We start from the raw sequence: 22,187 nt of genomic DNA, 5'->3' as shown, positions 1-22,187 counted from the left end.
ATTATGAATCAGTCACCTACTGCCGAAAATTATCGTCAATTAGAACAGAAACTGAGCAACCGAATCGAACCAGAACGTATCGTCACTCAGGAGGCCAAGCGCCTCGCTTACGGCACCGACGCCAGTTTTTATCGTCTGGTTCCCAAAATCGTGCTGCGCCTGAAATCACTCGACGAAGTGATTTTTGCCATTGAATGCTGCGGCGAACTCGGTATTCACTTCACCTTTCGCGCAGCAGGCACCAGCCTGTCGGGTCAGGCGGTGTCCGATTCTGTGCTGATCACATTGACCGACGATTGGCGTGGTCACCAGATCCTCGAGAATGGCGACAAAATCTTGCTACAACCCGGCGTGATTGGCGCCGATGCCAACAAATACCTTGCACCATTCCAGCGCAAAATCGGCCCGGACCCGGCGTCGATCAATACCTGTAAAATCGGTGGCATCGCGGCCAATAACGCCAGCGGCATGTGCTGCGGGACGGCGCAGAACTCGTATCGCACCGTCGACAGCATGAAAATTGTCTTCGCCGACGGGTTTGTGTTGGATACCAAAGACGCCGCCAGCGTTGAACACTTCAAGCAGCACAAAGCGCATCTGGTTGCGGGCCTTGAAGCGCTGTGCTCTGAAACGCTCGCCAATCAGGAATTAACCGAACGCATTCGTCACAAATACCGTCTGAAAAACACCACCGGCTACGCACTCAATGCGCTGATAGATTTCAGCGATCCGATTGAGGTGCTTGAGCACCTGATGATCGGCTCAGAAGGCACACTCGGCTTTATCGCCGAAATCACCTACAACACGGTCATTGAACACGCGCACAAAGCGTCGGCGCTGTTGGTGTTTGCCGATATCGAACAAGCCAGCCAAGCCGTGACTACTCTGTCTAAATCGCCGGTAGCGGCGGTTGAAATGATGGATGGCCGCGCGATGCGCTCGGTGGCCGATAAAAAGGGCATGCCAGCGTTTATCGCCGGATTGGATCTCGAAGCAGCCGCGCTGCTGATTGAATCCCACGCCAGCGATCAAGCCACGCTGGATACGCAGTGCGACGCGATCATGAGCGCGCTGAGCGATTTTCACATTCTCGAATCCGTGCCCTTTACCACCGACATCCGTATGGTGGCGACGCTGTGGGGCATTCGCAAAGGCATGTTCCCGGCCGTGGGCGCCGTGCGCGAAGTCGGCACCACCGTTATCATTGAAGACGTGGCGTTTCCGGTTGAAGATCTCGCCGCTGGCGTGCGCGATCTTCAGGCACTGTTCGACAAATACGCCTACAGCGAAGCGATCATTTTCGGCCATGCGCTGGAAGGTAACCTGCATTTTGTGTTCACGCAGGGCTTTGACAGCCAGCAAGAGATCGACCGCTACGGCGCCTTTATGGACGATGTTGCCGAGCTGGTGGCGGTGAAGTATCAGGGCTCGCTGAAAGCGGAGCACGGCACCGGACGCAACATGGCGCCGTATGTGGAGCTGGAATGGGGCAAAGACGGCTACGCGTTGATGCAAAAAATCAAAGCGCTGTTTGACCCGCGCGGCTTGCTCAACCCGGGCGTCATCATCAACCCCGATCCCCATTCGCACATCAGCAATCTCAAACCGATGCCGGCAGCCGATGATTTGGTCAACCGCTGCATCGAGTGTGGCTTCTGTGAGCCGGTGTGTCCGTCGCGTACCTTAACGCTCTCTCCGCGTCAGCGCATTGTGCTGTTCCGTGAATTGCAGCGCCGTATTGCCGCGGGTGAAAACGTGCAGGCGAGCGAACTTGAGCAAGTGTTCGAGTATCAGGGGCTAGATACCTGCGCCGCGACCGGATTGTGTGCCGAGCGCTGCCCGGTGGGCATCAACACCGGCGATCTGGTGAAGAAACTGCGCACCGCTAAATATCAGAAATTCACCCCGATTGCGCGCTGGACGGCCGAGCACTTCTCCGCCACCACCGCCATTGCGCGCAGCGGACTGAAAGCGAACCAACTGGCGACCAAGGCGCTGGGTGAGAAAACCGTCGGCAATCTGACCAACGGCCTGCGTAATCTGACCCAAGGCAAAACACCGCTGTGGATGCCGGAAATGCCACAAGCCAACACCCATAAGCTGGCACTGGCCGCCGAAAATCTGCCGCGCCGTGAGAAAAAAGTGGTCTATCTGCCGTCGTGTGCCAGCCGCAATATGGGCCAGCAAAGCGATGCGCAGGATCAGCGCCCACTGACAGAGGTGACTTTATCGTTGCTCAATAAAGCGGGTTTTGAAGTGATTCTGCCGAGCGAACTCAGCAGCCAGTGCTGCGGCATGCCCTACGACAGCAAAGGTATGACCGAACTGGCGCAAAGCAAAGCCCAGCAACTGGAAGAGGCGCTGTGGGAAGCGAGCCATCACGGCGACTATCCGGTGCTGATGGACACCAGCCCGTGCGCCAAACGCAGCATTGAGCAGTTCACCAAGCCGCTGGAAATTCTCGAACCGACGGGGTTTGTCAGCAAGTATCTGTTGGATCATCTGACAATCACGCCGAAACAGGAAACCGTGATGCTGCACATCACCTGCAGTTCGCGTCGCATGGGGCTGGAAAGCGAGATGCTCAAACTGGCGCAGGCGTGCGTGACTGACGTGGTGGTGCCAGAGCACATTCAGTGCTGCGGTTGGGCGGGCGACAAGGGCTTTACCACCCCAGAGCTGAATGCGGCGGCGGTGCATCCACTGAAAGAGCAAGTGCCGTCAGCCTGCTCGCGCGGTTTTAGTAACAGCCGTACGTGTGAAATTGGCTTGTCGCATCACAGCGGCATTCCGTACCAGTCGATTCTGTATTTAGTCGATGAAGTGGCACGTCCGGTTAATTAAAGTGGTTGCTGACTATCGCTGACAGAGCGCGAAAAAACAGGGAGCCGAGGCTCCCTGTTGATAGCTTGAACAATAGGGCTTTAACGTCAGAATAAGCGCCGTTTCAGCCCCGCTTTTTCAAGAATACGGGTGGAGATCTCTTCCACTGACAACGATGAAGTGTTGATGTACGGAATCGCTTCGCGGCGAAACAGCGCTTCGACCGTGGCGAGCTCCGTCTGACACTGCTCGGTGCTGGCATAGTCACTGCCCGATAAGCGGTTTTCACGGATTTCGGTCAGGCGCTCCGGGTCAATGGTGAGACCAAACAACTTGTGACGGTGAATTTCAAATTCCGGCAGCAGTTTGAGCGCACGAATGTCGTCGGCAATAAACGGATAGTTCACCACGCGCAGACCAAACTGCATCGCCATGTACAAACTGGTTGGGGTTTTGCCACTGCGCGACACGCCGAGCAGAATCACATCGGCTTGATCGAGGCCTTTGGTGGAGATGCCGTCATCGTGCGCCAGGGTGTATTCAATCGCGGCGATGCGGTCAAAGTAGGTGTTGGAATCTTTGCCGACACTGCGCGAACGTTGCAGTTTCGGTGTCGGTTCCATCTGAATGTCATCTTTGACACGCTGAACAATGCTTTCCAGCACGTCATAACAGTGCGCGGGCGCGCTCAGCAGACGAGTGCGGAACTCAGGAATGACGATGGAGAAGAACACCAACGGGCGAACACCGTTGCGCTGAAATGAGTGCTCGATCTGTTTGATGAGGTCGTTCAGTTTGTCGTCGGTTTCGACAAACGGAAAGGTCTTTTCGTTCGGCACAAAAGAAAACTGGCCGAGAACGACGTGACCCAATGTTTCACATGTAATCGCGGTTCCATCCGAAACGTAGAATACATCACGGCTTTGACAATCTATTTCCATTTTCGTTTAAACATTCAAATAAATTTTATTACGATGGTTTACATAATACCGATAATAAAACCCGGCATGCCATTACGGCCCCCACAGCTTTGAAAAATTCCTCGGAATTTTTTTCAGTTGCCACGTAATCGATTGCCCTCCCCTACAAAGCTGCAATGTTTCTGGAGAAAGACATGCAAAAGAACACCCTCTGGTTCAATAGCCTATCCATGGAAGATGTCGATAAAGTCGGCGGTAAAAACGCATCACTTGGCGAAATGGTATCTAACCTCGCCAACGCCGGTGTGTCCGTACCCAACGGTTTTGCGACAACCTCTTACGCGTTCAACCAATTCCTTGATTTTGAAGGCTTGGACGATCGCATTCACAACCTGCTCGACGAACTGGACGTTGACGATGTAGAAGCCCTGCGCAAGACAGGTGCCACCATCCGTCAATGGGTATTAGACGCCCCATTCCCTGCAGATTTAGAGCAGGACATTCGAGACAACTACGAAACGCTGATTGAAGGCAACCCCGAGCTTTCAGTGGCGGTTCGCTCTTCGGCTACCGCTGAAGACCTGCCAGACGCTTCGTTTGCAGGCCAACAAGAAACCTTCCTTAACGTGAAAGGCATCGATGCGGTGCTGGAAGCAACCAAGCACGTGTACGCGTCGCTGTTTAACGACCGCGCGATCTCTTACCGCGTGCACCAAGGCTTTGACCACCGCGGCATCTCGCTGTCGGCGGGTATCCAGCGCATGGTGCGTTCAGACAAAGCGGCATCGGGCGTGATGTTCACCCTCGATACCGAATCTGGTTTCGACCAAGTCGTCTTCATTACCTCGGCTTGGGGTCTGGGCGAAATGGTGGTGCAAGGCGCAGTGAACCCAGATGAGTTCTACGTGCACAAACCGTTGCTTGAAGCAGGCCAAGCGCCGATCGTGAAGAAAACCTTCGGTTCGAAGCTGGTAAAAATGATTTACGCCAACAGCCAGGTGATCGGCAAACAGGTTGAAATCATCGACACTACAGACGCAGAACGTAATCAGTTCTCTCTGAGCGATGACGAGATCAAAGAGCTGGCAAAACAAGCGATGATCATCGAGAAGCACTACCAGCGTCCGATGGACATCGAGTGGGCGAAAGACGGCATCGACGGCAAACTGTACATCGTGCAAGCGCGTCCAGAAACCGTGTGTTCACAAAGCGAGCAGAACGTCATTGAGCGTTACGAGCTGAACAACAAAGCCGACATCCTGATTGAAGGCCGCGCGATCGGTCAGCGCATCGGCAGCGGCACCGTTCGTTTGGTCGATTCACTGGATCAAATGTCACTGGTCAAAGAAGGCGATGTGCTGGTCACCGACATGACCGACCCAGACTGGGAACCGGTGATGAAGAAAGCCGCTGCGATCGTCACTAACCGTGGCGGCCGTACTTGTCACGCTGCGATCATCGCACGTGAACTGGGCATTCCGGCGATCGTCGGTTGTGGGAACGCCACCAGCACATTGACAGACGGCGCAACCGTGACCGTTTCGTGTGCGGAAGGGGAAACCGGCTACGTGTACCAAGGTCTGCTGGACTTTGAAGTGCGCCGCTCATCGGTCGATGAACTGCCACTGCTGCCAACCAAAGTGATGATGAACGTGGGTAACCCGGATCGAGCCTTCGATTTTGCACAAATCCCGAACGAAGGTGTGGGTCTGGCGCGTCTGGAATTCATCATCAACAAGATGATCGGCATTCACCCGAAAGCGCTGCTGAACTTTGACGCGCAAACCGACGAGCTGAAAGCCGAAATAACCAACCGCATTCGTGGTTACAAAGATCCGATCGATTTCTACGTCAGCAAACTGACTGAAGGTATCGCGACCATCGCCGCAGCATTCTGGCCAAAACGCGTGATCGTGCGTATGTCAGACTTCAAATCGAATGAGTACAGCAACCTGGTGGGTGGCAAGCACTACGAACCGCACGAAGAGAATCCAATGCTGGGCTTCCGCGGCGCGTCTCGCTACATCTCACCGGTGTTTGAAGACTGTTTCGAACTGGAAACGCTGGCGGTGAAACGCGTGCGCAACGAAATGGGGCTGAAAAACGTCGAAATCATGATTCCATTCGTGCGTACACCAAGCGAAGCAGCATCGGTGATTGACCTGCTGGCGAAGTTTGACCTGCGCCGTGGCGAGCAAGGCCTGAAAGTGATCATGATGTGCGAACTGCCATCCAACGCGGTACTGGCAGATGAGTTCCTCAAGTACTTCGATGGGTTCTCTATCGGCTCAAACGACATGACTCAGTTGACCCTTGGCCTTGACCGTGACTCCGGTGACGTGGCGCACCTGTTTGACGAGCGCAACCCTGCGGTGAAAGTGATGCTGAAGATGGCGATTGATGCGGCAACCAAAGCGGGCAAGTACGTCGGCATTTGTGGTCAGGGCCCATCCGATCACGAAGATCTGGCGGAATGGCTGATGGAACAAGGCATCAGTTCGGTCTCGCTCAACCCAGACACCGTGATTGATACGTGGATCAAACTGGGTGAAGTGGCTGCGAAATAATTCGCTCACTGCTCTATCGAAAAAGCGCCGTCTTGCGGCGCTTTTTTTATGCCTGCTGGCCAGCCAATCAGGGCCTGCGCTGGCGGATAAATTGTTTGGGCGTGATGCGGGCAATCTGTTTGCATTCGCGCGTCATGTGGGCCTGATCGGCAAAACCCTGTTCGAGTGCCAAATCGGCGAGCGACACATGAGGCTGCGCGCGCAGTTGCTCCAAGGTCTGTTTCACCCGCACGATGCGTTGATACTGTTTCGGCGTGATCCCCAGCCATTTCTGAAACTGGCGTTCGCGCTGACGCTGACTGAGCGTCTCGGGCTGGCGATGAATGATATGCCCCACATCCTGCGGCTGATACTGCGCGATCAACGCGTGGCACCAACGATATAACGTAGTAATTCTGGCGGCCGGAGAACGCGCGCTTTGCAGCGCTAAAAAGACGGTCTGTGCGGATTCGGCAAGTGGGTGGTCGCCAGCAATACGCAGCGGCGTCTCCAACCGTTCACCAAACAGCTGATAGCCCACTGCCGGGTGAAAACGCACCCCTGCCACGATTGCTCCCGGTGGCAAGCTGACCTGATGGGCCAGGGTGCTGACCGGCAGCAACACCACACCCGGCGCCTGCCATTCGTTGTCCATTTGCACCTGCTGTTGCAAAATGAAGGTCACGCCCGTGCCTGCATCACTGAGGAGTTGCCTGCGCACGGTTTGCTCGGTTTCAGGCGCAACAGAAACCGACCAGATTGCCTGAATCTGGCCGGCTAATAATCCCTGCGGTTTGAAAATCTCAAAATCTAAATCCAAACGGATGTTCCCACATTGCGATTAGTTGGGTTGATACAGTCCCACCTGCGGCTTAAACACTTTCACTATCCGGTTCCAGCTGTTGATGGCATTCACCGCCACCGTCAGGTTCACCATAGCTTTATCGCCAAAGGTATTCAAGGTGAGCTGATAGGCGTCATCCTCCACCGGTTGACCCGCCGTCAGCAGTTCTGCCCACGCCAACGCCACGCGTTCGGCCTCGCTGTAAAGTGGCATGTCTTTCCAGGCACTCAGTCCCCAGATTCGCTCGGGCTGCTCACCCATTTTGAGCGCGTCTTTGCTGTGCATATCGATACAGAAAGCGCACTGATTAATTTGCGACACACGCAACTTTACCAGTTCCCAGATGGTCATATTCATGGTGTCCGACTGACGAAACTGGTCATGGAAGTACGCTTCTTGGGTGTACAAAATGTCCATGGCTTGCGGTGCGATGTGGATGTAGTTGATGCGTTTTGACATGGTCTTTCTCCTCTGTTTTTCACAGCATAAGGAAAGGGAAACATCAGAGATTGAAGATTTTCGACATCCACTCAGCCAAGGTGACGCATCGGTTCAGACTTTGATTGCCCCGCCCTAGGCAAACCGACACAAATCGTTATGATGACAAGCTAAAACCCGATGAGAAGGTGCCCTATGACCGAAGCCCTTATTGAACGATTTCCATTGCTCAAACAGCTCATTGCGCTACAAGAAACGCAATGGTTCAACCCCAACATCACCACACTGGCGGAAGGCCTGCCCCATGTTGGCCTGAGTGAGCAAGACGTGCAGGATGCGGCTGCAAGGCTGCGCCGCTTCGCGCCGTATATTGAACATGTGTTTCCTGAAACCGCCGTCAACCAGGGCATCATCGAATCGCCGCTGGTGGCCATCGATCACATGCGCCGCGCGCTGCAATCTCACTACCAAACCGACATGCAGGGCAAGCTGCTGCTCAAACTCGACAGCCACCTGCCGATTTCGGGCTCGATCAAAGCGCGAGGCGGGATTTACGAAGTATTGGCTCACGCCGAACAACTCGCGCTGCAAGCGGGTTTACTCCACCTTGAAGACGATTACCGCACGCTGGCAAGTGATGAACTGCGCCACTTTTTCTCGCAACATCAGATTGCCGTCGGTTCCACCGGAAATCTCGGCCTATCGATTGGCATCATGAGCGCCAAACTCGGATTTCGCGTCACGGTACACATGTCGGCCGATGCCCGTGAATGGAAAAAAGCCAAACTGCGCTCACATGGCGTCACCGTGGTGGAATACGACAGTGACTACGGCGTCGCCGTTGAACAAGGGCGCGCACAAGCGCAAAACGATCCGAGCTGCTTTTTCATCGACGATGAAAACTCCCGCACGCTATTTCTGGGCTACGCGGTGGCCGGTGAGCGCCTCAAAGCGCAGTTGGTACAGCGTGAAATTCGCGTCGACGCCGAGCATCCGCTGTTTGTTTACCTGCCGTGCGGCGTCGGCGGTGGCCCGGGCGGTGTCGCCTTTGGCCTCAAACTCGCGTTTGGCGATCACGTGCACTGCCTCTTTGCCGAACCCACTCACTCGCCGTGCATGCTGCTTGGCGTGCACACCGGTTTGCACGATGCTATCTGCGTGCAGGATTTGGGCATCGATAACCTCACCGCAGCCGATGGCCTCGCGGTCGGGCGCGCATCGGGTTTTGTCGGCCGCGCCATGGAGCGCCTGCTCGATGGCTACTACACCGTCAGCGACGAAACATTATTTACGCTGCTGAAAATGCTCAGCGATTACGAACAGATTCAGCTCGAACCGTCAGCCTTGGCGGGCATGAAAGGGCCGGTGGTCGCGCAGCGCGATCACGGCTATCTCGCTCAGCATGGTTTCAGTGACGCCCAACTCAGCCGCGCCACGCACTTGGTGTGGGCAACCGGGGGCGGCATGGTGCCGAAAGACGAAATGGACAAATACCTGCGCAGCTAGCTCGTTCTCACTTTCTCTTGGAGAAATTTGCCGCTGGCACTGACCCGCAGCTCACCGTCAACGTGTAGCTGCGCGGTCAGCAGGTAAATCCCTCGGCGCACCGTATCGCAATGCGCCGAAATCACCACCTGTTCCCCCACCACAATCGGGTGATGAAAGCGCACGTCCAACTGCGCCGTCAACGCTTCGATGCCTTGATGTAACAAACAGTGCGTCATCGCGGCATCGAGCAGCGAACTGGCAATCCCACCATGCAGCTTTCCCCGATACCCCTGATGACGCGAATAGACGGTAAAGTGACCACTCACTTGCCCGCACTCGTCGCAAGCCAAAGCCACGCCCAATGAATAAGGATTGTGCTCGGCTGGCGAGCACACCGCGCACATTGCGTGCGATTCTAACGCCTTGGTCATCATCCACCTCACTATCAAAAATTAAGTTAGCATATGCCAATAACAATTCTAATTCTGAGGTGGAATCAATGTTTGCAGCGAACCTGTGCACCTAGCGATTATTCATGCACCTGACGCTAATATTGACGTGTGTAGAGCTGCTTGAGTTGCGCCTCGGTCGCGGTTTGACAGCGCGCGGCTGACCATTCGCCATTGAGCCACGAAGTCCACTTGCGGCGCGGGTTCAAAATAAAATGCACTTGGCTGCCGATGCCGCTTTCGATCGCCACATCTCCGGGTTCATGGTCGAACCCTTGCGTCACGTGTAAGTGCTCACTCGTGACCTGATCGCCGTTTTTCAGCGCTTGCGACACTTCGCTGCTGTATATGCGCAGCGTCACCGGGCCGGTTTCTTTGACCACAATACCGCCTTGCTCAAAGTTACCCGCCACGATGTGCAGCGGTGCCACAATGCACAATTCACCATCCTCATTGCGACTCAGGTATGCGCCTTTGCCAGCGATTCCATGCAGATAAACCAGATGCCCTTCCGCCACAGTCGGCACGATGACTAAGCCTTGCACATCGCTGGGGAGCCATGTTGCCGTCTTGTCTTGTCCATGTTCGCCCACCCGCGGTTTTTCCGTTGCCTGCGCCGCGCTTGATAGACCAAATGCCCATACGAGTGCCAACCAAGCTGCTATTTTAATTCGTCTCATCTTCTATTCTCCCTATTGCGCGATATCAAAGCGATTGCGGTGCGGTTCGCTGCGCTGCGCCATCAGCACCAACAGCACGACCACGCCAATCACCGGAATAAAGAACACCAAACTCCACCAGCCAGAACGTCCGGTGTCGTGCAAACGGCGCACCGTCACCGCCACCAGCGGCAGAAAGCTGAGTATGCTGTACGCCACTTCCACCCACGGCGGCGAACCGGCGTTGATCTCCAGCGCCACCAATACAAGGCTGACCAGCAGATTGACCAAAAAGAACATCCAGTACGCCTGACGCGTCGCTCGCCCGGAAAAACTCAGCCCAAGTTGCCACGCCTGCCAATACCAATTCATCATCGCGCTCCTTTTTCTCGCCTATGACCTCTGTCGTTAAAAATGATGTCCGGCAGTTGCGCCGAACAAGGTCACTTTGGCGCAATCCCTTGGCGGGCGAGTCCTCGATCCGGTTCGAGGACTTCCTACATCCGGTTTGAGGACCGCAACATCTTCACGTGACGCGGAGAAATAGGTAGGCTTAGCACGTTGGATTATGAAACGTTGCCCATGTAAGGAAAGCCGATGATCGCCATTCCCCTGCCCTTTGTTGTCTCATTGCTGCTGTTGATGTTGGCGATCGTGTTGTGGGTCAAATCCGATGCGGCGACCAAACCCGCCAGCTGGTTTACCGCGCTCTGCGCCTTAACCACGGCCATTGTCGGCCTGCGCTGGACACTGGATATCGCACTGTTTCGCATGTTGCAGCCGGTGTGTGCCGCGCTGGTGCCGATGGCCGCCTGGCACTGTTTTCGCCGCGCCCACCAACCCGGAAGGCTCGCGCGCCTGCATTGGCTCGGGCCACTGGTGATTGCTGCCGGGTCGCTGAGCTATCCGTATTGGCATGCGCCACTGGATTTGATGCTGACGGCGCTGTATATCGGTTACGGTATCGCGCTGCTGCTGGCGTCGCGCAATGAAGCGTCGCGAGTCCGGTTGTCCGATATGGACTGGGTGCGCTACGCCGAGCGCACCGCCGGTTGCATGCTGCTGTTTTCTGCCTGCATTGATGGCGCGCTGACACTTGATTTCGCACTGTATGAGGGCCGCCACGCGATGTATGTTCTGGCGGTCGGTTACACCCTGTTGTTGCCAACCTTAGCGTTAGCGGTGGTGATGGTGGCGCAAAGTACCTTGCACGCGGCCGAAGAAGAACCGCAAGCGAGCGCGCCGGACTCTGCCGTTGAGCAAAGCGATAACAGTGCCATGAGCGATGAACACGCGCAGGCGATTCTGACGCGACTCGATACACTGATGAACGAAAAGCAGGCATTTCTCGACCCGGATTTAACCCTGGATCGTCTGGCGCGTAAACTGACGATTCCAGCCAGGCAGATTTCAATGGCGGTCAATCAGATTCACGGTCGCAACATCTCAAAAATACTCAATGAGTATCGCATCGAGTACGCCAAGCAGCGTTTGCTGCACAGCGATGAGAGCATTACGCAGGTCTATCTGAATTCCGGTTTTCAAACCAAATCCAACTTCAATCGTGAATTCAGCCGCGTGACCGGACTGACGCCCAGCGGCTTTCGCAAGAGTGTGAACTGACATGATCTCATCCCTTGTCGAGTCGCCAACCTGAGCTAATACTTGTAATGGATGATTTCTCTTGTGGAGAGAAAGTAACGGAGGACGCATTCATGTTTAACACCGATAAGTTTATTGAGAATTGCATTCAGGCCGTCTCAGAGGGGGAACAAGCGGTTAATGCGGTGGTGTCAGAAGCCATGTCTGAGACCAGAATGATGGCTTCAGTACTTGGCCAACAAGAGCACGCTGGTATCCATCTGCTCTACCGCTCACCTGCACTCACAATCATCAACTTCAAGTGGGCGCCTTACATGAATTTAATGCCACACAATCATCAGATGTTTTCGGTGGTCGGTATCTATTCGGGCAGAGAAGATAATATTTTCTGGCAAAGGACGCCAAACGGCATTGAAGCTCGCGGGGCAAAATCACTCGGAGCAGGAGACGTGTGCGTACTCGATACCACTACGATCCATTCCGTACTCAATCCGATCGGGAAAATGACGGGCGCTATTCATGTCTATGGCGGTGACTTTTTCGCGCCTCACGAACCCAGAAGCGAATGGGATCATGAAACTCTGGTCGAACATCCATGGGATGTCGAGCGGGTGAAATCCGTGTTCCGGGACGCCGAAGAGAGATTCAACGCCGGCAAAAAGCCCATCTGACGTCGATTGAGGCAGGAACGCCTCAATCATTGAATGGCTGATATCTCCAGTTAGTAGCGAAGACTCACGGTCAGGCCGACATAGGTACCGTGCTCCTCGGGAGCAATGACAGGGGCGAGCAAGTAGCGGTCGGTCACATATGCCCCGATAGCGGACCCAAGTGCGTGCGACGCCGCATCCAGAAATGCCTCTTTGCCCGTATTTGTCCCTCGCTCATATTCATAGTATTGCGACACAGCCCCTAAAGCCGTGCTGATATAAAAACCGACCCAGCCCCTATCCTCTTTAGACCACCAAGCATCCGACGCCCATACAAATGCCCCGGCCATCGCCGCGCCGCCAACGGCATGGCTGAATTCGCTATTCACGCTGTTGTTACCGGCTTTTACTGGTGATGCCAATAACGCCAATACGACCAACAATAAGGTGCGTTTCATCGCTTTCTCCTCATTCTCATTTCAGGCTCACGGCATAAAACACCCGCCCGACCTTTTATGAGTGTAGAAGACATTATGAGTAAGGTGGCGCACAGACCGGCGGCTTATACGCTACCTTCGCGTACTTCGCGGTTCTTATTCGCAAACCACGCCTGTAAAAACTCGATACATAACGCTAACTTAGCGGGCACATGATGCCTGGCTGGGTAAAGCGCGTAGAGCGTCAGTTGAGGCTTGTTGGAATCCGCGAGTATTTCCACCACCTCGCCGCTATCAATGGCGCTTTGTGCGACAAAGTCCGGAATAAACCCGATTCCGAGACCTCGTTTGATGGCTTCCATCATGAACATCGTGCTGTTGACTTTCAGTCGGCCACTGATGGCGACACCATCCTCTATCGGCCAGACATGTTTGCCTTGAAAATAGCTGTAAACGAAGCAGTTGTGCTCCTTCAGATCTTTGGGCATCAGAATGTTGGGATGACTGGCTAAATACCCCGGTGATGCACACACCTTGTAACTGAAATGAGTGAGCGCTTTGCCGACATAGTTGACATCAATCGGCTGGCTTGACGCGCGAAACCCCAAGTCAAAGCCATGCTCGACCAGATCCATCTGTTCGTCGCCCAGATGAATATCCAGCTCAAGGTCGGGATGAGCCAACATGAAATCGGCAAACAAACCGGATAAATCAGTGATTCCCAGAGCCATCGGTGCATTGATCTTCAGCTTACCACGCAGGTTTTGTTGTAAATCCTGCGCAAAGCTGTCGGCTTCGGCGAGTTTTGTCAGAATGTCATTCGCGCGCTGTAAATAGCCCTCTCCGACGGGCGTCAGTTGAACATTACGGGTGGAGCGATGCAGTAAGCGCGCACCAATATCCGCTTCTAAACGTGAAATCTCTTTGCTGATCATCGATTTTGAGGTGCCAGTCTGCTCAGCGACCTTAGTGAAACTGCCCAGATTGGCTAAGCGCACAAAGAGCTCAATAGCGCGTAGTTTATCCATCCTCAACTCTCCCGATAAAGCCATCATTGTTCTCGATTTGAGAACAGTATATGCACATTATAGCTATATATGAAACCAATAGTGCGGACTAGGATAAGTCCATCACCGAGCGTTGCTTGCCAAGCCGAATCGGTGAAGAAATTTGTCTAGTTAAGGAGAACACCATGTACACACTCTATTATTCCCCTGGTACCTGCGCCATTGCGACACAAGTCATTTTGCTTGAACTCGGGCAAGACGTAAAAATTGTCGACAGAGCACACGTCGCTGATTTTGCCGCAATAACGCCAATTCAAGCGGTTCCGGTTCTGGTGGATGGAGAACATACGCTGACGGAAGGGGCGGCTATCATTCTGCATTTGTTAACCAAGCACGAAAACACCCTGCTTCCCAGCCACGGCTTTGCGCGCCAGAACGCGATTCAGAACATACTGTTTGCGAACGCTACGATGCACCCCGCCTACAGCCGACTGTTCTTTATCGCCGCGAATATCGATGATGAAGCCGTCAAACAATCCGCGTTGAATCAGGCAGCCGATGCAATCAGCACTCTATGGCGCTATGTCGAAAGCCTGTTGCAGTCCCAACCATACCTCGGCGGCAATGCCCCGAGCGCGGCCGATATTTTGCTCGCGGTCTACGCCACTTGGGGTGCGTATTTTCCGGTGGATATCAATATCGGGCCTCGTTCTCGTCATATGATTGAAACCGTGCAGGCGATGCCGAACTTTCAGCGCACGATCGAAGCACAACGTGTTGAATCCGAGAAAAACAAGGATAAATGATGCCCACGACTTTTAACGGCAATGATGATCGCCAGCAGATCATCGCCATCATCAACCACTATTTTGACGGGCTACACCGAGGTGATGCTGCACTGCTTGGGCGCATTTTTCACCCGGACGTGTGCCTGAAAGCCCCCAGCGTTCGACGCAGCATGACTGAGTGGCTAAACGATGTGTCGGAGCGAAAAAGCCCTGAGCAGTTGAGCCTCGCATTTAACTTTAAGATTGAGTCGCTCGATATCGTCAAAGATCAAGCGATGGCGAAAATTCATTGTCCGTTGTTTAGCTTTGATTACATCGACTTTTTGGGGCTTCTGAAGGAAGACGGACAGTGGCGCATCGTCAGCAAAATGTACACCGACGTGTCAGTTGAGGTTGAGAAACCTTAAGATTAGGAGAAAGAAAACATGCCTTATATCAACGTAAAAGTCACCGATGATGGTGTGACCAAGGAACAAAAGCAGGCGATCATCAAAGGTTGTACGCAACTGATGGTCGATATCCTGAATAAGAACCCAGAGAAGACTTTTGTGGTCATCGACGAGGTCAACACAGACAACTGGGGCGTCGGTTTTGATCAGGTAACGGAACTGCGCCGCTGACTGTCATAGCGCAGTTAACCAAGCATCCACTCTCAACCAAGGGTGGATGCTTTGTCTCAATCAAGCATCGGTAAACACACTCAACAGCGGCTTTGACACCCCGCCAGAACCAAATCCACCGAGGGCAATCCACTTCTCTGCCTATTGAGATAGTATTTTGCTGGAAAACGCGCATAATCGTCCGGTACAACTCTCAGAGAAGACATGACCTATGACTGATTTTCAATATTACTTCCATCAACTGCCTTGTTTTAACTGCAAAAAAACCACAGTAAGCACCGATCTTGGTTGGTTAACCGCAGCGATGAAAGATGATGTTCTGGCACAAGTGACCGCGATTATCGAACAAGGCAACATTGAGCCGGATATTTCGGTAAACGTGACTTGTACTAAAGACGAAGCGCGTGAGTATCTATTGCTGAACTTCTACGGCTATTCAGAAGAAGAGCTTGAGAATCAAGTTGAAGCAGAAGATGAACAAGAAGTCGCCGATGAGTTAGCCGAACTAGCGGCAGAAGGTAACGAAGCCATCGTGTTTGAACACGAAATCGCCCTGCAAAGTTGCACCAATTGCGATGTTGAATAAGAGCCTAACCCCGCTCAATCAGTAACATGAAATGCATCTGCCACCTGAGGCGGAATGCCATCAATCATAAAGGCGTTAGTCAATCTGCTAACGCCTTTTTTGTTTCTGCGCTTTCCAGGTAAGTGCCATTTAAGCGGTGGTTATAGCCTGTTCTACTGCAAACTGGTGCTGTTTATCTCAGGCAAATGTCTGCCTCGTCATGGTTTTGAGCAACGGCTCATCACATCTTCAACAGTCCGCTCTTGCTTCAACACTCCCAATTAATGATATGTGTTTAGTTGACTATTGTGTTGCGTAGTCACAGCCTGAAGATTGGTCGGCAATATCCTTTGCCATTTGTACACCAGACGTCACGTTTGCTTAAATAGGGAGGTTAAATATGAATAGGGATTTTTCTGCATTGGCAACCACCGATTACGGAAATGTATTGAGCCATGATCACTTTATGGACTTCACTATCCGCCCCATTTGGCAGGGAATGCCACGAATATTTGGCGAAGCTTTTACGGTTCAATTGGCACCCGGCGATAATTTAATGCTTCATTCGGCAATCTATGAAGCGCCTGAAGGTTCTATTTTGGTGGTCGACGGCGTCGATGCGGAATATGCCGTGGCCGGAGGTAATGTATGTGCCGTCGCTCAACAAAGAGGGATAAAAGGGTTTATTGTGGATGGTGTCATTCGGGATCTAAGCGAAATAGAGAATAGGCAGTTCCCCGTTTTTGCAAAAGGATTGCATCCGGTACCGGGAAAAAAAGAAATCTTTACTGAACTTTGTGCGCCCATCATTTGCGGCGGCGTAAAAGTGGCAACCGGCGATATGATCGTCGCTGATATCGAAGGGATTGTGGTGATTCCGAAATCGGAACGAGAGCGCGTATTTCAATTGGCGTCCGAGAAAGCATCTGCAGAAGCGTCACTGACTTTATCAGAGTGGGAAACTAGACACAGAGAAAAGATCTCGAAGGCGATAAGTTCAGCGAAGACATTAGCCCAGCGTCGTAAGTAAACATGGGCTCATTATTAAACAATGTTTCAGCACAATACTCGCAAATAGAATCTTCATAGATTATTTTTTGTGTAGCCGCGACAGGTTTTAACCGCAAGTTAACTATCCAAAACCGATGAAAGGGACTGAGCAATGAGCAAGCTATCTATTCACTATTTTGATTTTCCCGGTGGACGAGCGGAACCCGCACGCATTGCATTACGTTATGCTGGCATCGATTTCGAGGATGTGCGTTTTCCCCCAAAGAGTTGGCTGAAAGGGCGAAGGATTACCCGCTAGGCAAAGTGCCCGTGATGGACGTTGAAGGCCATCGGGTAACTCAATCCAACGCAATCAACCGCTATGTGGGCAAACTGACGGGGTTATACCCGAATGACCCCATTCAAGCACTGCTGTGCGATGAAGCATTGGACGCGGCAGAAGAACTCACCGCGAAAGTTGCAGAAACATTTTCTTTGCAAAGCGAAGAACTGAAAGCCGCACGAGAAAAGTTATGCGCTACGGTCTTTCCAGCGTATCTGACCTTCTTTTCAAAGAAATTAGCTCAAGCGGGTGACTACTTTGCGGACAATCGTCTCACGATCGCCGATCTTAGGGTAATGATGTTGCTTCGCCACCTGTGTTCCGGTGCGCTCGATCATGTTCCGGCGGATTTGGTCGAGAAACACGCCCCTAACCTGCAAGACTATCTGCAACGAGTCAGCCAACACGAAGTGTTTGTCAAAGGGCACGCGTCATAAATAGCGCGGTCCGATTCTCAGCTTATCTAAACGGTTTGCCAGTCACAGGAATATGAAGGAAATGCCTGAAAAGTACATGCTAAGAGCACTGGAAGTTTCTAAGAACGCTTTACCACTTTGCGTTCCCAATCCTCCTGTAGGATGCATATTAGTGAAAAATGAAACCATCGTATCAGAGGGATGATATACACAAATTGTCGGTGGTCAGCATGCTGAAGTTCAAGCTCTTAAAGCATATTCAGGCCCCATGGATGGGGTGACAGCCTATGTTACTTTGGAACCCTGCTCATTTGTAGGTAGAACACCTGCCTGTGCAAACGCGTTAATTCAGGCAGGAATCAAGCACGTGATTGTCGGGATGTTGGATCCGGACATTCGCAATAACGGTAAGGGAATCGACATCCTCAAACGCGCTGGCATTCACGTTCAGGTCGGAATGTGCGAAGAGCAAATAAGCGCCTTTTTAAGGCCTTATCTGTGCAAATCGTGATAGTGGCGGCAAGAAGAAAATCACTTACGCCACTTCTGCCTTACTCTCTTCTTCCTCTTCAGATTCAGATTCCATCTCTTCATCGTCAGTGTCCGGAGTTGGCGTCATCTGCTCTTGTACTGATTCAATATCAACCCGTGGGTCGAGCGCTGCCGCCAGTGGCGAAGAGACTAAATCGCCCGTCGCCATGATGTAATCTTCGGTGGTTTGCACTTCGGCTTTTTGCTGTGAGTTAATGTATTGCAGCGTCAAGAACAGCACACAACCACACGCTCCCATAAAGCCATACAACATATTATTGCCCAGCCATTGCATCACACCTGATGCAATCAGCGGGCCGATACTGGCTCCCAAACCAAAGGTCAGCAGGATAGTCGCCGATAGACCAACTCGTTCACTTTGTTCGACGCGAGAATTCGCCAGCGCAGTAGCCAGCGGATAGAGGGTGAACGCTAAGATGCCAAACAGAAATGTCATCGCCAGTGCCGCAAAGTGATGGTAAGGCGTGAATGCGATACTCAGTGTCAACCCGACCAGCAACACACAGTTGATGCGAATCAGGCTACTGCGCGAGATGACATCAGAAAGTTTACCCATCGGCCACTGAGCAAGCAGGCCAGCTAAAATGGTAGCGGTCATGTAGGTGGCGACCTCTTCCGGCGCCAGCCCAAGATTACTGGCATAAGCCGGTGCCAGGCCGTAAAACGAGCCAACCACCATGCTGCCAATCGCTACCGTAGTTAGCGCTTGCGGTGCTTTTTTCCAGTAATAGGTGATGTGCAGCGGCGCGGGCACCAATGGCGCCGGGTGAATACGCCGGGTAATTGCAATCGGCACAATGCAGAGCGCAAAACAGATGGCGATCAGCAGCAGCGGTTCCAGACCTAAATCGGGGTAGAGACTGATTGCGCCCTGACCGAGAATCAACGCAAGGTACGACACGATCATGTAACTGGCGAACACAGTGCCCCGTTGACTGTTGTCTGCCTGCTCGTTAAGCCAGCTTTCCAGCACCATGTATTGACACATCATGCCGATACCGACCATCAGCCGCAGCACAATCCAAATGGTGAGCTGGTCAACTAATGCATGGCCCAGAGCGGATGCGGTGACAATCCCGGCACTGGCTACGAACGCACGAATGTGACCTACCCGAGCAATCAAACGGTGACCAATCTTAGAACCAGCAACCAGCCCCGCGTAATATGCCGACATCATGCCACCAATCCAGATTTCAGGCACTTGCATGGCTGAAAGGCGAAGTCCGAGGTAGGTCGTCAACAGGCCGCTGGCCAGCACAGTCAGCAGTGTCGTGCTGTACAAAGAGGCAAAAGTACGCAGAGGGTTTGTCATCTACAAGTCCTTGTAAACATGCCGAGGATACTGTCGGCAATGCGTCGCCCGTTGATTGGCGCGACGAGAAAAATGAACGTCTTGTTCGCAGGAATCTCCTCTCAATCTAGCAGTTCTTTAAGCGCAATGTACATGACTGAAACGCGTAACCGTGGACTGAATCTCTCAACCAGCCCACTCCCAGAAAGCAAAAATGCCCTGAATAAAAATCCAGAGCATTTCGAGCGCTTAATGACGCGTTATACGGAGGTGGGCGTACTCACTGTTCGCTTCTCAAACGCAGGCTGTTTTTTGCTCTGGGGATAGAGCACCAAACCAATTCCCAGTAAGAAGGTGCTGCATGATACCCACTGAGCGAGCGACAGTTGCTCATCGTAGATCGCGTAACCGCTCAGCAGTGCAAACACCGACACCAACAGCGTCATCGGCGCCAATTGACTCATCGGGTATTTAAGGACCATTTTGTTCCACACCCAATAGCCGAATACGGTGGTCGGGTAAGCCTGAAACAGCACTGAAATCCACGCATTACTGTTCCACTGTTGATAGGTGGTACTCAGCACGTCCCATCCATTCATGCCGACGCTCAGCACGACCAAAGGCAGCGGCGCAAACAACATACCCCAAATGTTGAATGCAAAAGCCGATCGCGTGCCCGATTTGCGTACAATCACCCCCGCCAACGGCCAGCAAATTGCCGAGATCATGATAAACACCACGCCCGCCAACGTGACGTTGCCATTGGTGTAAATGATGGAGACCACTAGCCCAACCACGGATAACACGATCCCTGCCGCCATGCGGGCGGAAATCACCTCTTTATACAGCAACACCCCGACCAGCACGGTGGTCAGCACATCGGTTTGCAGCAACACCGATGCCATACCCGACGACAAGCCAAACGTGATGGAGCACGATGCCATGCCCCAAATACCAGTACCGAACACCAAGCCATAGGCCATCAGATAGCGCCATTGCACATTGGGTTTACGGACAAAGAAAATGATTGGAAACGTGGCGCAGAAAAAGCGCGCGGCGGCGATCAGCAGCGGATCCATCTCGCTCACGCCCAGTTTGATCATCGAAAAATTGAATCCCCAGATTGCCATCACGCTGATGATGAGCAGTAAATCTCGTCCCTGCATTGCTTATCTCCTGACTTTTAACCTTGTCACCCAGTCTCCCTTGCCGAATAAAAACAGTACAGATACAATTTTATAAAATTTAACCAGTACAATTTGGTGACAGCATGGCGCGGTATAAACAATTGGCAGAGAAATTTGTTCACGATATTGAGGCAGGGAAACTGACGCCAGGCGATCGTATGTTGTCGCTGCGCCAGTTTGCCAGCCAACATGGCGTCAGTGTCTCGACTGCCGTCAGTTGCTATGCTGAACTCGAAGCGCAAGGCTGGTTGATTGCCCGGCCGCAGGCCGGATTCTTTATTGCTCAGCAAAGCCAGATTGCACCGCCGCCGAGCTGGCCACCTTTTCGCAGCACCGTCACCACGCCGACCACCATTCGCAGCCGCACGCTGGCACCTTGCGGGCCACTCGGTACATCGCGTTTACAACTGGATAATCCCACGCAGCAGGCGCTGGATCGCAGCCTGCGCCGCGCAATGAAACGGGCCGCTAACAAAATAACCTATTACCCGGAACCTCAGGGTGAACCAGCCCTGCTCAACGCACTCGCCACTCATTTCACGCACTGCGGATTTGCGCTCAACGCACAAGAGCTGGTGATCACCCACGGTTGTATGGATGCGGTCAAAAACGCACTGCAGGTTTGTACACAACCCGGAGACACCGTGGCCGTCAGTTCGCCCTGTTACAATGGCTTGTTGGATTTGCTCTCCCAACTTTCATTGCGCATTATCGAAATTCCCTCTCTGGCTGATGGCATCGACCTCGATCAGTTTGAACAGCACCTTCAATGTGGCCAAGTGCAGGCAGGTTTGTTCTGCACCACCCACATGAACCCACAGGGTATTACGCTCTCCAGCCAGCAAAAGGAGCGCTTGGCTAAACTTGCTAATCACTACCGGGTGCCCGTAATTGAAGATGACGTGTATCTGGAACTGCCCCATCGCCATCAGCCACTGCTGCCCGCCTCGTATTACGATGACGGCGGATACGTTCTGTGGTGTGGCTCAGTATCGAAAACCTTGTCCCCCAGTTATCGGATTGGCTGGTGCCGCCCAGGGCGCTTTTTTCAGCCGTATTTGAAACGAGCCTTGGGCGTGCCAACGCTGATTCAGTATGCACTGGCCGATTTTATCGACTCCGGCGCTTACGCCAGTCATCTCAAACGGGTGCGTTACCAGCTCAGTCAGCACAAAGCCTACTACCTCAATTACCTGAGTGAACATCTGCCAACAGGAAGCCGGATTACACAGCCCGATGGTGGTTTGGTGTTATGGATGCAGATCCCCGGCCTCAATGCCAAAGCTGTCGGTGAGGCTGCTGAACAGGCGCAGCTTGATATTCGTATCGGCCCTTGGTTTACAGAGTCTGAGCGCTATCAGGACTGCCTGCGCATTAATATCGGCTTTGCGCCAAGCGAAGAGATAACCGGAGAACTGGCTAGGCTGATGACGGTCATCAAGCAGCACGTGCGCCTATAAGCGCGAATGCCAGCGCAAAGCGTCTTGTGTCTAAGATTTTAAGCACAACATTGCACAAGAGATAGACAGTTTCATCGCCAGCTCCTAGACTTCTCATGCCGTGATTAACGTG

The 22,187-nt window shown here is 53.0% G+C and carries 22 protein-coding genes and 1 pseudogene; 13 read left to right on the top strand and 10 right to left on the bottom strand.

Annotated features, from left to right (window positions below):
* The first annotated feature begins 3 nt into the window (after positions 1-3).
* Positions 4-2,844: an FAD-binding and (Fe-S)-binding domain-containing protein gene (locus JIG40_RS07975; protein ID WP_199465105.1), complete on the top strand. Its 2,841-nt coding sequence runs from the start codon at positions 4-6 to the stop codon at positions 2,842-2,844.
* An 86-nt stretch (positions 2,845-2,930) separates the two neighbouring features.
* On the opposite strand, the gene JIG40_RS07970 is transcribed toward JIG40_RS07975, so the two are convergent.
* Entirely contained in the window at positions 2,931-3,764 is an 834-nt protein-coding gene (locus JIG40_RS07970) for a pyruvate, water dikinase regulatory protein (RefSeq protein ID WP_199465104.1), read from the bottom strand.
* Positions 3,765-3,919: 155 nt separating this feature from the next.
* On the opposite strand from JIG40_RS07970, the gene ppsA reads away from it, so the two are divergent.
* Positions 3,920-6,310, top strand: coding sequence for a phosphoenolpyruvate synthase (gene ppsA, locus JIG40_RS07965; protein WP_020328873.1), 2,391 nt, complete (start codon positions 3,920-3,922; stop codon positions 6,308-6,310).
* A gap of 67 nt (positions 6,311-6,377) precedes the next feature.
* Here ppsA and JIG40_RS07960 read toward each other — a convergent pair whose 3' ends face one another.
* Positions 6,378-7,109 (bottom strand): helix-turn-helix domain-containing protein, encoded by a 732-nt coding sequence (locus JIG40_RS07960; protein WP_199465103.1) that lies wholly within the window; start codon positions 7,107-7,109, stop codon positions 6,378-6,380.
* Between the two features lie 21 nt (positions 7,110-7,130).
* Complete coding sequence (locus JIG40_RS07955) at positions 7,131-7,592, bottom strand: carboxymuconolactone decarboxylase family protein (RefSeq protein ID WP_199465102.1); 462 nt, start codon at positions 7,590-7,592, stop codon at positions 7,131-7,133.
* Positions 7,593-7,766: 174 nt separating this feature from the next.
* On the opposite strand from JIG40_RS07955, the gene dsdA reads away from it, so the two are divergent.
* The gene (gene dsdA, locus JIG40_RS07950; RefSeq protein ID WP_199465101.1) at positions 7,767-9,077 is read left to right on the top strand and encodes a D-serine ammonia-lyase; all 1,311 of its coding nucleotides are present in this window, start codon (positions 7,767-7,769) and stop codon (positions 9,075-9,077) included.
* Here dsdA and JIG40_RS07945 read toward each other — a convergent pair.
* The 3 genes from JIG40_RS07945 to JIG40_RS07935 form a co-directional block, all read right to left on the bottom strand.
* Entirely contained in the window at positions 9,074-9,490 is a 417-nt protein-coding gene (locus tag JIG40_RS07945; protein ID WP_199465100.1) for a PaaI family thioesterase, read from the bottom strand. The two genes, dsdA and JIG40_RS07945, sit on opposite strands and share 4 nt — an antisense overlap.
* Positions 9,491-9,606: 116 nt before the next feature.
* Positions 9,607-10,188: a hypothetical protein gene (locus JIG40_RS07940; RefSeq protein ID WP_199465099.1), complete on the bottom strand. Its 582-nt coding sequence runs from the start codon at positions 10,186-10,188 to the stop codon at positions 9,607-9,609.
* Positions 10,189-10,200: 12 nt separating this feature from the next.
* Positions 10,201-10,542, bottom strand: a complete 342-nt coding sequence (locus tag JIG40_RS07935) for a DUF805 domain-containing protein (protein WP_020328867.1) — start codon at positions 10,540-10,542, stop codon at positions 10,201-10,203.
* A 222-nt stretch (positions 10,543-10,764) separates the two neighbouring features.
* On the opposite strand from JIG40_RS07935, the gene JIG40_RS07930 reads away from it, so the two are divergent.
* Both JIG40_RS07930 and JIG40_RS07925 read left to right on the top strand, forming a co-directional pair.
* Positions 10,765-11,790, top strand: a complete 1,026-nt coding sequence (locus JIG40_RS07930) for an AraC family transcriptional regulator (protein ID WP_199465098.1) — start codon at positions 10,765-10,767, stop codon at positions 11,788-11,790.
* A 92-nt stretch (positions 11,791-11,882) separates the two neighbouring features.
* Positions 11,883-12,440, top strand: coding sequence for a hypothetical protein (locus JIG40_RS07925; RefSeq protein ID WP_158152355.1), 558 nt, complete (start codon positions 11,883-11,885; stop codon positions 12,438-12,440).
* Between the two features lie 50 nt (positions 12,441-12,490).
* Here the strand turns inward: JIG40_RS07925 and JIG40_RS07920 are convergent, their stop codons facing one another.
* Together JIG40_RS07920 and JIG40_RS07915 are read right to left on the bottom strand one after the other, a co-directional pair.
* Positions 12,491-12,877 (bottom strand): hypothetical protein, encoded by a 387-nt coding sequence (locus JIG40_RS07920; protein ID WP_020328864.1) that lies wholly within the window; start codon positions 12,875-12,877, stop codon positions 12,491-12,493.
* Between the two features lie 104 nt (positions 12,878-12,981).
* Complete coding sequence (locus tag JIG40_RS07915; protein WP_154183065.1) at positions 12,982-13,884, bottom strand: LysR family transcriptional regulator; 903 nt, start codon at positions 13,882-13,884, stop codon at positions 12,982-12,984.
* 164 nt (positions 13,885-14,048) lie between these two features.
* Between JIG40_RS07915 and JIG40_RS07910 the strand changes: the two genes are divergently transcribed.
* From JIG40_RS07910 to JIG40_RS07880, 7 genes and pseudogenes are all read left to right on the top strand, one after another.
* Positions 14,049-14,669, top strand: coding sequence for a glutathione S-transferase family protein (locus JIG40_RS07910; RefSeq protein WP_199465097.1), 621 nt, complete (start codon positions 14,049-14,051; stop codon positions 14,667-14,669).
* Complete coding sequence (locus JIG40_RS07905; protein WP_158126356.1) at positions 14,669-15,058, top strand: nuclear transport factor 2 family protein; 390 nt, start codon at positions 14,669-14,671, stop codon at positions 15,056-15,058. Before JIG40_RS07910 ends, JIG40_RS07905 begins: the two co-directional genes overlap by 1 nt.
* A gap of 18 nt (positions 15,059-15,076) precedes the next feature.
* Positions 15,077-15,271, top strand: coding sequence for a 4-oxalocrotonate tautomerase family protein (locus JIG40_RS07900; protein ID WP_020328859.1), 195 nt, complete (start codon positions 15,077-15,079; stop codon positions 15,269-15,271).
* 211 nt (positions 15,272-15,482) lie between these two features.
* Positions 15,483-15,857 (top strand): hypothetical protein, encoded by a 375-nt coding sequence (locus tag JIG40_RS07895; protein ID WP_024374857.1) that lies wholly within the window; start codon positions 15,483-15,485, stop codon positions 15,855-15,857.
* A 379-nt stretch (positions 15,858-16,236) separates the two neighbouring features.
* Positions 16,237-16,866, top strand: coding sequence for an RraA family protein (locus JIG40_RS07890; protein WP_199465096.1), 630 nt, complete (start codon positions 16,237-16,239; stop codon positions 16,864-16,866).
* 293 nt (positions 16,867-17,159) lie between these two features.
* Positions 17,160-17,606 (top strand): glutathione S-transferase family protein, encoded by a 447-nt coding sequence (locus JIG40_RS07885; protein WP_199465095.1) that lies wholly within the window; start codon positions 17,160-17,162, stop codon positions 17,604-17,606.
* Between the two features lie 61 nt (positions 17,607-17,667).
* Positions 17,668-18,096 (top strand): annotated as a pseudogene (locus JIG40_RS07880) (bifunctional diaminohydroxyphosphoribosylaminopyrimidine deaminase/5-amino-6-(5-phosphoribosylamino)uracil reductase RibD).
* Positions 18,097-18,120: 24 nt separating this feature from the next.
* On the opposite strand, the gene JIG40_RS07875 reads toward JIG40_RS07880, so the two are convergent.
* Both JIG40_RS07875 and JIG40_RS07870 read right to left on the bottom strand, forming a co-directional pair.
* A complete protein-coding gene (locus JIG40_RS07875; RefSeq protein ID WP_199465094.1) occupies positions 18,121-19,449 on the bottom strand; it encodes an MFS transporter in 1,329 nt (442 codons plus the stop codon).
* Positions 19,450-19,688: 239 nt separating this feature from the next.
* Positions 19,689-20,594 (bottom strand): EamA family transporter, encoded by a 906-nt coding sequence (locus tag JIG40_RS07870; RefSeq protein WP_199465093.1) that lies wholly within the window; start codon positions 20,592-20,594, stop codon positions 19,689-19,691.
* 104 nt (positions 20,595-20,698) lie between these two features.
* Here JIG40_RS07870 and JIG40_RS07865 point away from each other — a divergent pair, with 104 nt between their 5' ends.
* On the top strand, positions 20,699-22,075 hold the full coding sequence (locus JIG40_RS07865; protein WP_199465092.1) for a PLP-dependent aminotransferase family protein: 1,377 nt from the start codon (positions 20,699-20,701) through the stop codon (positions 22,073-22,075).
* Positions 22,076-22,187 lie beyond the last annotated feature (112 nt).

Origin of the sequence: Vibrio sp. bablab_jr001 (assembly GCF_016464285.1) — a bacterium.
GTDB lineage: Bacteria > Pseudomonadota > Gammaproteobacteria > Enterobacterales > Vibrionaceae > Vibrio > Vibrio fluvialis.
Note: the sequence above shows the minus strand (reverse complement) of the source record. Positions and strands in the feature narration are given on the sequence as shown.